Source organism: Ensifer adhaerens (genome assembly GCF_020035535.1).
Lineage (GTDB): Bacteria > Pseudomonadota > Alphaproteobacteria > Rhizobiales > Rhizobiaceae > Ensifer.
Genome location: NZ_CP083349.1, coordinates 2,699,232 through 2,711,198 on the forward strand (window position 1 = coordinate 2,699,232; position 11,967 = coordinate 2,711,198).

Genomic DNA, 11,967 nt, shown 5'->3' on the forward strand with positions numbered 1-11,967 from the left:
GGATCGCCACCAAACAGCCGGAAACTATCTCTTGCCGTAAGCGGCCGCGCCCCTTATCCCGTCTCAGGCGAAATCTTGTGAGGAGGAAAGTCGTTGGCCAGAAAGATGCTTGCGATCGGGGAGTGCATGGTCGAGCTCATGCAGGCGGAAGGCGGGCTCTTGCGCAAAGGCTATGCCGGCGACACCTTCAACGCCGCCTACTATGCGCGGCTGTTCATGCCTGCCGACTGGACCGTCGCCTATTGCTCCGCCGTCGGCACCGATACGGTCTCCGACGAGATGCTCGCCTTCATGGGGGAAAAACAGATCGACACGTCGAACGTCCGCCGCATCGAAAACCGCTCCGCCGGCCTCTACATGATCCACCTGAAGGACGGCGAGCGCAGCTTCTCCTACTGGCGCTCGCACTCGGCCGCCAAGCTGCTCGCCGACGATGCGGACCATCTGCGACGCGCGATCGAAAGCTCCGACCTCATCCTCTTCTCGGGCATCACACTGGCGATCCTTGCCCCCGATGCGGTGGAAACGCTGCTTTCGGAACTGCGCCGTGCCAAGGCGGCCGGCAAGCAAGTGGTCTTCGATCCGAACATTCGCCCGCGGCTCTGGGACGATGCCGCGCGCATGCGCAGCGCGCTGACGGACGGTGCCCGCGCCGCAAGCCTGGTGATGCCGAGTTTCGACGATGAGATCACCCATTTCGGCGACGCCTCGATCGAGGTGACGATCGCGCGCTACAAGGGCCTCGGCGCCACCAATGTGGTCGTCAAGGATGGGGAAAAGGGTGTGACGCTCGCCTTTGGCGATGCCCCGGTTCAACACGTGCCGGCGACGCCGGTCGAGCGTGTGGTTGACACCACAAGCGCCGGCGACAGCTTCAACGGTGCCTTCGTCGCACGGCTGGTCACAGGCGATCAGCCGCCGGAGGCAGCCGCCTTTGCGGCGAGCGTCGCCGCCGGTGTCATTGGCCATCACGGAGCGCTGGTCGCCCGGGAAAAGCTACCTGCCGCCTGAGCGGCAGGATCGCGTTGCTGGATATAGGATGCGGGCGGAAAACCGCACACGCTTTTCCTCATCCCGCGCTCAGCGCCGCTTCTTCGCCTTGGACTCGAAGGGATTGTCGCCCGAACGGAAATGCATGCGGATCGGCACGCCCGGCAGGTCGAAATCGTTGCGCAGTCCATTGATCAGATAGCGCACGTAGGATTCCGGCAGAGCGTCGGGGCGCGTGCAGGAGATCATGAAGCCCGGCGGGCGGGCCTTCACCTGCGTCATATACTTCAGCTTGAGGCGGCGGCCGGAAACGGCCGGTGGCGGGTGCTGAACCTGCTGCGATTCCAGCCAGCGATTGAGCCGCGCGGTGGAGATGCGGCGGTTCCAGGTCTTGTCCGTCTCGATGATCGCCTGCATCAGCCGGTCGAGGCCGTAGCCGGTATGGCCGGAAATCGGCACGGCGCGAATGCCGCGCGCCTGCGGCAGCAGCCGCTCGGTCTTTTCGCGAAGATCGGCCAGAACCGCCTGCCAGTCCTCGACCAGGTCCCACTTGTTGAAGGCGAGCACCGCAGCCCGGCCTTCGCGCAAGACGAGGTCGACGATCTGCAGGTCCTGCTTCTCGAAGGGAATGGTCGCGTCGAAGACGATGACGACCGTTTCGGCAAATCGGATGGCGCGCAGCGCATCGGCGACCGAGAGCTTTTCCAGCTTCTCCTGCACCTTGGCCTTGCGACGCATGCCGGCCGTATCGAACATCTTGATGGTGCGGCCGCGCCAGTCCCACTCGACCGAGATGGAATCGCGGGTGATGCCGGCTTCCGGTCCCGTCAGCAGGCGGTCTTCGCCCAGGAAGCGGTTGATCAGCGTAGACTTGCCGGCATTCGGACGGCCGACGATCGCCACGCGCAGCGGCTTGGTCTCGTCATAGGCAGTCTCGGCCTCTTCCTCTTCGCCATCTTCGTCCTTGAACGTCGGGCGCAGGTCGATATCGGTCTCGGCAACGTCGTCTTCCGGCGGGAAGGCGCGGTCTTCGCCGATCGCGGCGACGATCGCATCGCGCAGATCGAGCATGCCCTGGCCGTGTTCGGCCGAGATCGGGCACGGCTCGCCGAGGCCGAGCGTGAAGGCATCGTAGAAGCCGCCGTCGGAGCCGCGCGCCTCGGACTTGTTGGCGACCAGCACCACCGGCTTGCCGCGGCGGCGCAGCATTTCGGCGAGCGTCTCGTCGGCCGGCGTCAGGCCGCCCTTGGCATCGACCAGAAACAGCGACAGATCCGCTTCGTCGATCGCGGCCTCGGTCTGCGCCCACATGCGGCCCTGCAGCGTGTCGGGTGCCGACTGCTCGAGGCCGGCCGTGTCGATGATGCGGAAGCGCAGATCGATCAGCTTGGCGTCGCCGGGCCGCCGGTCGCGGGTAACACCCGGCGTGTCGTCGACGAGCGCCAGCTTCTTGCCGACCAGACGGTTGAACAAGGTGGACTTGCCGACATTGGGACGCCCGACGATGGCGACGGTGAAGCTCATGGATCTATCCGTTTCCGCTTGGAGCGCCGCAGCCGAATGGGCGGGCGGCACTCATAATTTCGTTCTTGGCCGCAGCGAGGCGGCAAGGGAGCGTTTCGCCGTGGAAACGACTCCGTCTGATGTTTCAAGCATTCCCGAATACAAAACCGCTACGCACTTTTGCCGGAACTGCTTGCCTTCTCTTACGCCATTCCAGACACAAAGCCGCTGCACGCTTTCGCTGGAGCTGCTTGTCTATCTTGCGCAGTTCCGGACGCAAAACCGCTACGCACTTTTGCTGGAACTGCTTTAAACGCTTTAGCGCACAACCCCAAGATCGAGATCGATTTCGGGATCATGCGCTGATTCGAAAGGGTCGTGCACCCTGTGCCCATCCACGTGGAGGATGGCCGGAAACCTTAGGCCTTGCCGCTGGCCGCAATCACGTCGAGCAGCATCTGGGCGCGACCGGTGAGGTTGCGCGGGCTCTGCGTGTCGTCGACGATCTGCTGGAACCAGGTCTTGGCCTTGGCGTAGTCGCCGGCCTTGTAGGCTGCAAGACCAAGCGCTTCACGGGCCGAGTGGCGCATGTTGTTCTGCGGCGTTGCAAGCTGCTCGACTTCGGCCGAGACCTGATCGTAGCTGCCGGCATCGACGAGCAGGTAAGCGGCACGCAGCCGCGCGGCTTCCTGAATGGCCGCCGGGACACTGCCGTCCTTGCCAATCGCCGAGAATGCCTTCACCGCCGCATCGGTTTCGCCCTTCTGGGCCTGGAGCGTTGCGGCGCGCAGACGAGCCAGAACCGGATAGGCGCCGTAGCCGTCCTTTTCCAGCGCGTTCAAGGCAGCGAGCGCCTCGTCCGTTTTGTTTTCCTTTGCAAGGTTGAGCGCCTGCAGGAACGCATCGCCCGACTTCGAGGACGCACCGTCCTGCCAATAGTCGAAGCCGACCTTGCCGATGGTGCCGAGAACGATAAGCACGGCGATCGCCACGATGACACTGCCGAAACGTGCCCAGATGCTCTTCATCTGGTCGGAACGCAGTTCCTCATTGACCTCGCGGATAAAGCTGTCGTCTTGGTTCGCCATCTATTGCCCCGGCCTTGCCTGCCCACTGGTGCGCCATTCCGACCGTCTTCAACGGGAACAGCGCACGATCTCAAACTGTTCGAGCATGCGCGACACGTTATTGCTCACGCATCGCGCTCTCATGGATTTTGCGCCTTCTACCCGATTTTGCGGCGCTTGTAAGGGGGCCGACGTTATTTAGCCCATCGCCACGGGCTGAACCCCGATCAACCACTCGTGAAGCTTCCAGACGAAGAGAACGTAGACGACGAGACCGATGACGATCGCCAGCACGTCGTTCGTCGATGACTTGAACACCGGTAGCACGCGCTCCCCTGCCCGCTCGCGGCGTTTGAGCGAGATGCGCAGGATCACCGCCCAGGCCAGAAACGAACCGAAAAGCAGGACGGAGGAGGTCTCGCCGTTTGCCAGCAGATGCGCCAGCGCCCAGATCTTGATCGACAGAACCTGCGGATGCTTGACCGCAACCGCGATGCGCCCCGCCGGAAGGAAGCCCGCTGCCGCGATGACGAAGGCAAAGAGCATCAGCAGAAGCGCGATATGGCGCAGGAACACCGGCGGATTGTAGAGCATGCCCGTTTCACTGCGAGCCTGGCCGAAGCCGTAAATGATCAGACAGAGGCCGATGAGGCTGAGGATTGCATAGATCCCCATCCAGGTGCCTTTGCCGCGGCTCTCGATGACGCCGGCGCGAAAGCCGGGCGCGACCACGCGGATCAGGTGCAATCCAAGAAAGATGATGATGCCGAGAACGAGTATCGCCATGGGGCCACCGCTTTGTTCGAGATACCGGACCAAATCAGCGTCGCGTGCCGGACATGGCGCGCCTGAGTCGCTGTAGCTCTTTGATTTTCTTTGCCATTCCTCCTGAACCGAATCCAGCCCAGGTTGCTATGCAGTAGCCTTGATGGTGTCTTTTTTCCAGTCCGATCAAAGGATTGCCGCAATTTCGAACCATCTGCGACCAAAATCCAACATTGCAGTTGACCATGATCCGTATTTCCGCCGCTTTATCCCTCGCCCTTTTTCCCGCTCTCGCCCAGGCCGAGCCGGCAACGCCTGCCACCGTTCCGAGCGGCGACAAGCAGCTGGTGATCGTCTCCTTCGACGGCGCGCATGACAATGCGCTCTGGGACAAGAGCCTGGCGATGGCAAAGCGCACCGGCGCACATTTCACCTACTTCCTCTCCTGCACCTTCCTGATGACCCGAGCGGACGGCAAGGAGGTCTACAGGCCGCCGGGCCAGAAGCCCGGACGATCCAATGTCGGCTTCGCCCAGAGCCGCGAAGAAATTGCGACCCGCGCCGGCCACATCTGGCAGGCCCACCTCGACGGCCACGACATCGCCAGCCATGCCTGTGGCCATTTCGACGGCAAGGGCTGGAGCAAGGCCGACTGGCAGAGCGAATTCTCGACCTTCAACACCGCGCTGCGCGACGCCTGGAAGAAGGCGGACAAGCCGGACGCGGAGCCCGAGGGTTGGGCCGAATTCGCGAAGTCGAGCGTCAAGGGCTTCCGCGCGCCCTATCTCTCTCTCAGCGATGGCCTGCTGCCGGCACTGAAGGATTCGGGCTTCACCTATGATGCGAGCCTGGTGACCAAGGGCCCGGGCTGGCCGTCGGCGAAGGATGGCCTGCCGCGTTTCGGCCTGCCGCTGATCCCCGAGGGACCGTCGCAGCGCCCGGTGATCGGCATGGACTACAACCTCTTCGTCCGCCACTCCATGGGTGTCGAGAACAAGAAGGACAGCGCCCGCTTCGAGGAGCGCACCTACGAAGCCTACAGGAAGGCTTTCGAGCGCGAGTATAGCGGCGACCGTATTCCCCTCCAGCTCGGCTTCCACTTCGTCGAGATGAACGGCGGCGCCTACTGGCGCGCGCTCGATCGGTTGCTGACCGAAGTTTGCGGCAAGCCGGACGTCGCCTGTGTCAGCTACGCCCAGGCGCTGCCAATGATCGAGCAGGCAAAAAAGAAGGCGGATCGCTCCGCCTTCTGATTGCTGTAAAGGTTCCGGTCTTAGGCCGGCTGCGCATCTTCCGCGGCGCCACGCTCCAGGTAGCGCTGGTCGATTTCCGGCAGCGGCTCGTCGGAGATCGCCGCCTCGAAGGCGGTCAGGCGCTTATGGATCGACAGCAGCTCGATGATCGTCGACCAATAGTTGACCAGGTACTGGAAGGAATTGCTGACTTCACCGAAGGCGGTCGAGATCTGCTGCCAGATACCCATGGTGATCTTGCCGACCACGAAGGTCGGAATCAGGATGAAGTTGAGGAAGATCGCGTCGAGCTGCCCATAGGAATAGCGCGCGATGTTGAAATACAGATAGTGCCAGTACATGCGGAAGTAGTTCCGGCGCACATTGCCGAAAAGCTCCCTGACCGTCACCGGCTGAGCACGATCCCCGTGATCCTCGCCGTAGACCAATTCCTTGCGATAGGCTGCTTCGACGCGTTGGTTCTTGAAGTTCAGCCCAGGCAGCTTGATGCCGGCGAGCGCCAGAAGTGCCGTGCCGAACAGCGACCAAACGATCGCCAGCCAGAAAAGGGCATGAGGGACCGCGCCGATGATCGGAAGGTCTTCGACGTGTTGTGACATGCTGAACAGCAGGGGCAGAAACACCACCAGCGTCATCACCGAGTTGATCAGCGTAACGCCGAGCCCTTCGAGGATGTTGGCAAAACGCATCGTGTCTTCCTGAACACGTTGCGACGCCCCTTCAATATGCCGTAGCTTTTCCCACTTCGACATGTAGAAATCGTTCATGGCCGTGCGCCAGCGGAACACGTAATGGTTCGTGAAAAACGCGGTAATGACGTTGAGGGTCACGCCGACGAAGCCGATTTCGAGGAAGCGTAGCTGCAGTGTGTAGAACTGGCCAGCCGTGATGCCCGGCTTCCTCGCCAAGGCATCTTGCAGCAGATCGAAGAACGGACCGCGCCAGTTGTTGAGCGCAACCGACGTCTGCACTGCGAAATAGGCGATGAAGATGATGAAGGCCGAGCCCCAGATCGACCAATTGACCCAGGGGTGATCCTTGGCAATGAGCTTCCAGGTACCGCCGAAGATCACCACGAAGATGGTGAAGTAGAGATAGAACCAGAGATTGTCCGGGGTGAAGAAATAGGCAAGGCCGATCGGCGGCTTTTCGCCCGGGGCCAGTGGCGGCAGGCCGACAGCGGCCCCCATCTGCGGTCCGGCCGTATACCAGACCAGAATGCAGACAAGCGACCAGAGGGCACCGGAGGTGAAGAACAGCTTCGGCTTCGGAAAGAAGGAATGGAACAAAGGGGTCTACTCACGTTTCGGTCAGGCGATGTGTTACCGCTCGAAGCGCCGAAACTAGGGCAAAGCGCCGTCGTCAACAATCGGATAATATAAACGTTACTGTTATTTCATCCGGAAAGGCTGCGGCGAACAGGGCGGATTTCGATGCCGCCGGTGGCACCCGTCAGGCCCTTAGCGCCGTGGAAATCCGCTTCAGTTCGGCAAGGATAACGCCACCGCAAAGGAAGAGCACGGCCGCCGCAATCAGGGTCGGTGCTGCGAAGCTGCCGGTGCGTTCTGCAAGCCAGCCGGCGACCAGCGGACCGATGATCTGGCCGATGCCGAAGGCAGCCGTCATCAGGGCCAGCGCACGGCGCGGGCTTTCCGGCGCAAGCTGCCGGCCGATCTGCAGGCCATAGGCCGTGATCATCATGAACGTCGCGCCCAGCATCAGGCCGCCGGCAAGCGGGGCATAGGGCAAGGGCAGACTGACCGTCAGCACCAGGCCGACGGCTTCGACCAAAAGGCCGATCGCATAGACCCCGGCGAGGCCGAGGCGCGGGACGGCAAAGCGCCAGAGATAGACGGAAAGCGCTGCGGCAAGGCCCGTCAGCAGCCAGGCGAGAAATTCGATGCTGTGGCCGCCGCTCGGGTCGCGCGCCATGGCAACGAGGAAGGTGGCGGTGATCACGTAACCGAAGCCGAAGAGCGCGTAGGTGAAGGTCACCACCGTCAGCGGCCGCGTCCAGCGAAGCGGCTTTTCGCGCACCGGGCCGGCACCGGATGACGGAACACCAGGCAGGAGTGCTGCGACGACAATGGTCCCGATCAGCCCGACCAGCGCCCCGGTGAACCAGTCGCCCATGGAGGTCGTCAGGCCGGCGTGACCCGCAAGCGGATTTGCCCAGACGCAGAGCGATGAGAATGCGATGCCGAGACCGACGCCGCCAAAGTGCACGGCTGGCACATGCTCCGACCGGGCAAGCAGGCCATGGCCGAGCACGATGCCGGAGATGAAGATCATCGCAAAGGCGCTGGCAAGGCCGGCGAGGAACCGGATGAGCGCCAGCACGGCGACCGACGACGAAAGCCCCATGGCCGCCAGCAGGGCCGTCGTGGCGACGAGCGACAGAAGCCCGATCCGGCGCTCGTGCCCATGCGCCCAGCCATAAGCCCCGAGAATGGCGCCGGCAAGATAGCCGACAAAGTTGGCCGATGCGATCAGGCCGGCATCGCCGGGCGACAAGCCCAGATCCGCCATCATCGCCGGCAGGATCGGCGTGTAGGAGAACCGGCCGAAGCCCATGGCGACTGCCATGGCAATGGCGCCGGCGGTTGCCGTGGCGGAGATGTTGGACTGGAGCGGTCTGTCGAGCGTGGTCATATCGATTTATTGCGCCGCAACACGGGGCACCACAAACGACAATAATTGAAGGACCTATTGAAGAAATCGAACGATCGCCGATTTCAATGGGTTACAGGGCGATGCACACTTTTCCTGGGATTACTTTAGCCCGGCAGCGTCACCACCAGCGGGCCGCCGCGCGTGACCACGACGGTATGCTCATACTGCACCGTCGGCGCGCGCGGATCGCTGTAGAGCGTCCAGTCGTCATTGCCGCCTTCGGCCCATTGCGCGCCGATGGAGAGGAAAGGCTCGACGGTGAAGACCATGCCGTCGGTCATCCGGCGGCGTTCACGCGGGTCGGGCCAGGTAGCAATCTCGGTCGGCTCCTCGTGCAGCGAGCGGCCGATGCCGTGGCTGGCGAGATTGGTAACGAGCGAATAGCGGTTCTTGCGGGCGAAATCGCCGATCGCGTTTCCGATCGCCGCCAGCGGCTGATCAGGACGCACCTGCTTGAGGCCCACCCACATCGCCCGCTTGCCATCGCGGCAAAGCCGGTCGATCGCGACTGTCACCGGCGGCACCGGGAACGAGGCGCCAGTGTCGGCGAAGATGCCGTCTTTTTCAGCGGAGACGTCGATGTTGACGAGATCGCCCGCCTTGATCACCCGGGTGCCGGGAATGCCGTGGGCGATTTCCTCGTTGACGCTGATGCAGGTGGCGCCGGGGAAATTGTAGCAAAGCTCCGGCGCAGAGCGGGCGCCGGCGTCTTCCAGCACCTTGCGGCCGATCGCGTCCAGTTCCGCCGTGGTGATGCCGGGCTCCAGCGCCTCGCCCATCGTCTGCAAGGCATTGGCGCAGATGCGGCCGATTTCCTTCAGCCGCAGCAGATCTTCTTCGTTGTTGAGGGTCATCCGTGTCTCGCTTTCGCGCTCACATGTAGCGTGTCACCAGGCGTTATGCCAGCGCCGAACGGGACGACCGTCAATCCGGCGCTGAACCCGGCGTTGCAGGTCAGACGGCAGCCGGTGCCGCCGTCTTTTCTTCCGCCACTGCCTTGCGCACCAGCGGCGCGACCCTGGTGCCGTAGAGCTCGATTCCGCGCATGATCTGGTCGTGCGGCATCGGCCCGATTGCCATCTGCAGCAGGAAGCGATCGTTTCGGAACACCTTCCAGTTCTCGACGATCTTCTCCGCCACCGTTTCCGGATCGCCGAGGAAGAGGTTGCCGCTCGGGCTGCGGGCCTGGTCGAAGTGCGCCCGGTTGGTCGGCCCCCAGCCGCGCTCGCGGCCGATGCGGTTCATCACTTCCGCCTGCGGCCCATAGAACTGGTCGGCGGCAAGATCGGTCGTGTCGGCGATGAAGCCGTGCACGTTGATGCTGGTCTTCAACCTGGCCGCATCCTGGCCGGCGCGGCGCGCCGCCTCGCGGTAGAGATCGAAGAGCGGCGCAAACCGGCGTGGCTCGCCCCCGATGATGGCCAGCGCTACCGGCAGGCCGAGCGCGCCGGCACGCGCCACCGATTGCGGCGTGCCGCCGACGGCGATCCAGAGCGGCAGCACCTCCTGCAGCGGCCGGGGATAGACGCCGCGATCGTGGATCGCCGGCCGCATCTCGCCCGCCCAGCTGACTTTCTCGCTCTCGCGCAGCGCCATCAGAAGATCGAGCTTCTCGGCAAAGAGCTGGTCGTAGTCGTCGAGCGACTGGCCGAAGAGCGGGAAGGATTCGATGAAGGATCCGCGACCGGCCATGATCTCGGCGCGACCGTTGGAGATCAGATCCAGCGTCGAAAACTGCTGGAAGACGCGCACGGGATCGTCGGAGCTTAAGACCGTGACGGCGCTGGTCAGCCGGATGTTCTTCGTCCTGGCGGCAGCAGCGGCCAGGATGACCGCCGGCGCGGAAGCCGCGTAGTCCGGGCGGTGATGCTCGCCGAGGCCGAAAACATCAAGGCCGACCTGATCGGCAAGTTCGATCTCTTCGAGAAGATTCTTGAGGCGGCGTTGCCCCTCTTTGCCCTTGTCGTTTGCAGTCGGATCGACATCCGCAAATGTGTAAAGCCCGAGTTCCATGATGCCCGTCCTGTTTCTGTTGACACAACAGATAGTTGGCGCGCGCGTGAGCAGCAAATGCTCATCCGGGAAACGCTGTGTTTCCCGGATGAGCATGAATGGAGCCTGTGTCGGATAATGGGCGGAAGGCGAAATCCACGCCCCTCTGCGCGCTTAGCTCAGCGTGCGTTTGACGGCATTGCGCCATCCCTTGAGCTTCGCCTTGCGCGTCTTGTCGTCCATGGCGGGCTCGAAACGATAGTCACGCGCCCAGGACTTGGCGAACTCCTCCTGCTTCGGCCAGACGCCGGCGCGGCTGCCGGCAAGCCAGGCTACGCCGAGCGCGGTGGTTTCGAGGATGACGGGCCGGTCGACCGGCGCGTCGAGCAGGTCGGAGAGCCGCTGCATCGTCCAGTCGGAGGCAACCATGCCGCCATCGACGCGCAGCACCGTTTCCTTGCCGTCGTTGCGCCAGTCCTTGTGCATCGCCTCCAAGAGGTCGCGCGTCTGGTAGCAGACGGCTTCGAGTGCGGCACGGGCGAATTCCGCCGGGCCGGTATTGCGCGTCATGCCGAAGATCGCACCGCGCGCATCCGGGTCCCAATGCGGCGCACCGAGGCCAGTGAAAGCCGGCACCAGATAGACCTCCTGCGTCGGATCGGCGCTCGCAGCGAGCGTGCCGGTATCGGGGGCTGCCTTGATCACCTTGAGCCCGTCGCGCAGCCATTGCACGGCAGCACCGGCAACGAAGATCGAGCCTTCGAGCGCGTACGTCGTTTCACCGTCAAGCTTGTAGGCAATGGTGGTGAGCAACCGGTTCTTCGAGCGCACCATGTCCTTGCCGGTATTGAGCAGCGCAAAGCAGCCGGTGCCATAGGTGGATTTCAGCATGCCCGGCTTGAAGCAGGCCTGGCCGATCGTCGCCGCCTGCTGGTCGCCGGCAACGCCGAGGATCGGGATGGCGGCGCCAAAGATTGCCGGATCGGTGACGCCGAAATCGGCAGCGCAGTCCTTGACCTCGGGCAGCATGGCGCGCGGCACCTTGAGGATCTTCAGGAGTTCGTCGTCCCAGACATTTTCCGAAATGTTGTAGAGCAGCGTGCGTGAAGCATTGGTCGCGTCCGTCACGAATGACTTGCCGCCGGTCAGCCGCCAGATGAGGAAGGTATCGATCGTGCCGAAGCAGAGCTCCCCCTTGGCGGCGCGCGCCTGGGCTTTGTCGACATTGGTCAACAGCCAGTTGAGCTTGGTGCCGGAGAAATAGGGATCGAGCAGCAGGCCGGTCTTGCGGGTGAAGGTCTTTTCCAGCCCCTGCTTCTTCAGTCTTTCGCAATAGGACGCGGTGCGGCGGTCCTGCCAGACGATCGCGTTGTGGATGGGGTAACCGGTCTGCCGGTCCCAAACGACGACGGTCTCGCGTTGGTTGGTGATGCCGATGGCCGAAAGGTCGGCAGCGGTGATGCCAGCCTTGGCGATCGCCTCCTCGACGGTCGAAAGCACGGTCTGCCAGATTTCCTCCGGATCGTGTTCGACCCAGCCGGATTTCGGAAAATGCTGCTTGAATTCCTTCTGGCCGGCACCGGCGATCTGTTGCTGACCGTCGAAGATGATCGCTCGGCTCGAGGTCGTTCCCTGATCGATCGCGAGAATGTATCCGCCCATATGCCCCTCCCCGGCCACACGCAAGTTTCTTCACCCGACCTTGAAGGCGGGCATTGCATTTC

General features: G+C 63.1%; 11 protein-coding genes. 3 read left to right on the forward strand and 8 right to left on the reverse strand.

Features of this window, described 5'->3' with window-relative positions:
* Nucleotides 1-93 precede the first annotated feature (93 nt).
* Nucleotides 94-1,011, forward strand: coding sequence for a sugar kinase (locus LAC81_RS13275; protein ID WP_223725164.1), 918 nt, complete (start codon nucleotides 94-96; stop codon nucleotides 1,009-1,011).
* A 69-nt stretch (nucleotides 1,012-1,080) separates the two neighbouring features.
* On the opposite strand, the gene der is transcribed toward LAC81_RS13275, so the two are convergent.
* Entirely contained in the window at nucleotides 1,081-2,514 is a 1,434-nt protein-coding gene (der, locus tag LAC81_RS13280) for a ribosome biogenesis GTPase Der (RefSeq protein WP_223725165.1), read from the reverse strand.
* Here der and LAC81_RS13285 point away from each other — a divergent pair.
* Nucleotides 2,495-2,806 carry a hypothetical protein gene (locus LAC81_RS13285; protein ID WP_223725166.1) on the forward strand — a complete coding sequence of 104 codons (312 nt, stop codon included), beginning with the start codon at nucleotides 2,495-2,497 and terminating at the stop codon, nucleotides 2,804-2,806. The genes der and LAC81_RS13285 overlap by 20 nt on opposite strands.
* Nucleotides 2,807-2,912: 106 nt before the next feature.
* On the opposite strand, the gene LAC81_RS13290 is transcribed toward LAC81_RS13285, so the two are convergent.
* Both LAC81_RS13290 and LAC81_RS13295 read right to left on the reverse strand, forming a co-directional pair.
* Nucleotides 2,913-3,581, reverse strand: coding sequence for a tetratricopeptide repeat protein (locus LAC81_RS13290; protein WP_223725167.1), 669 nt, complete (start codon nucleotides 3,579-3,581; stop codon nucleotides 2,913-2,915).
* 177 nt (nucleotides 3,582-3,758) lie between these two features.
* Complete coding sequence (locus tag LAC81_RS13295; protein ID WP_223725168.1) at nucleotides 3,759-4,346, reverse strand: NnrU family protein; 588 nt, start codon at nucleotides 4,344-4,346, stop codon at nucleotides 3,759-3,761.
* Nucleotides 4,347-4,570: 224 nt separating this feature from the next.
* Between LAC81_RS13295 and LAC81_RS13300 the strand changes: the two genes are divergently transcribed.
* Nucleotides 4,571-5,578, forward strand: coding sequence for a polysaccharide deacetylase family protein (locus tag LAC81_RS13300; RefSeq protein ID WP_223725169.1), 1,008 nt, complete (start codon nucleotides 4,571-4,573; stop codon nucleotides 5,576-5,578).
* A 20-nt stretch (nucleotides 5,579-5,598) separates the two neighbouring features.
* Here the strand turns inward: LAC81_RS13300 and sbmA are convergent, their stop codons facing one another.
* The 5 genes from sbmA to glpK form a co-directional block, all read right to left on the reverse strand.
* A complete protein-coding gene (gene sbmA / locus LAC81_RS13305; protein ID WP_113535537.1) occupies nucleotides 5,599-6,867 on the reverse strand; it encodes a peptide antibiotic transporter SbmA in 1,269 nt (422 codons plus the stop codon).
* A gap of 163 nt (nucleotides 6,868-7,030) precedes the next feature.
* A complete protein-coding gene (locus LAC81_RS13310; protein ID WP_223725170.1) occupies nucleotides 7,031-8,230 on the reverse strand; it encodes an MFS transporter in 1,200 nt (399 codons plus the stop codon).
* Between the two features lie 125 nt (nucleotides 8,231-8,355).
* Nucleotides 8,356-9,105, reverse strand: coding sequence for a type I methionyl aminopeptidase (gene map, locus LAC81_RS13315; protein WP_223725171.1), 750 nt, complete (start codon nucleotides 9,103-9,105; stop codon nucleotides 8,356-8,358).
* Between the two features lie 100 nt (nucleotides 9,106-9,205).
* Nucleotides 9,206-10,264 carry an LLM class flavin-dependent oxidoreductase gene (locus tag LAC81_RS13320; RefSeq protein WP_223725172.1) on the reverse strand — a complete coding sequence of 353 codons (1,059 nt, stop codon included), beginning with the start codon at nucleotides 10,262-10,264 and terminating at the stop codon, nucleotides 9,206-9,208.
* Nucleotides 10,265-10,417: 153 nt separating this feature from the next.
* Entirely contained in the window at nucleotides 10,418-11,905 is a 1,488-nt protein-coding gene (gene glpK / locus LAC81_RS13325; protein ID WP_223725173.1) for a glycerol kinase GlpK, read from the reverse strand.
* Nucleotides 11,906-11,967 lie beyond the last annotated feature (62 nt).

What these genes read in the sequence shown, in the direction of transcription:
- LAC81_RS13300 (WP_223725169.1), top strand. Translation starts at nt 4,571, where the DNA reads ATGATCCGTATTTCCGCCGCTTTATCCCTCGCCCTTTTTCCCGCTCTC.
- LAC81_RS13320 (WP_223725172.1), bottom strand. Translation starts at nt 10,264, where the DNA reads ATGGAACTCGGGCTTTACACATTTGCGGATGTCGATCCGACTGCAAAC.
- LAC81_RS13310 (WP_223725170.1), bottom strand. Translation starts at nt 8,230, where the DNA reads ATGACCACGCTCGACAGACCGCTCCAGTCCAACATCTCCGCCACGGCA.
- der (WP_223725165.1), bottom strand. Translation starts at nt 2,514, where the DNA reads ATGAGCTTCACCGTCGCCATCGTCGGGCGTCCCAATGTCGGCAAGTCC.
- LAC81_RS13295 (WP_223725168.1), bottom strand. Translation starts at nt 4,346, where the DNA reads ATGGCGATACTCGTTCTCGGCATCATCATCTTTCTTGGATTGCACCTG.
- glpK (WP_223725173.1), bottom strand. Translation starts at nt 11,905, where the DNA reads ATGGGCGGATACATTCTCGCGATCGATCAGGGAACGACCTCGAGCCGA.
- LAC81_RS13290 (WP_223725167.1), bottom strand. Translation starts at nt 3,581, where the DNA reads ATGGCGAACCAAGACGACAGCTTTATCCGCGAGGTCAATGAGGAACTG.
- LAC81_RS13285 (WP_223725166.1), top strand. Translation starts at nt 2,495, where the DNA reads ATGGCGACGGTGAAGCTCATGGATCTATCCGTTTCCGCTTGGAGCGCC.
- map (WP_223725171.1), bottom strand. Translation starts at nt 9,105, where the DNA reads ATGACCCTCAACAACGAAGAAGATCTGCTGCGGCTGAAGGAAATCGGC.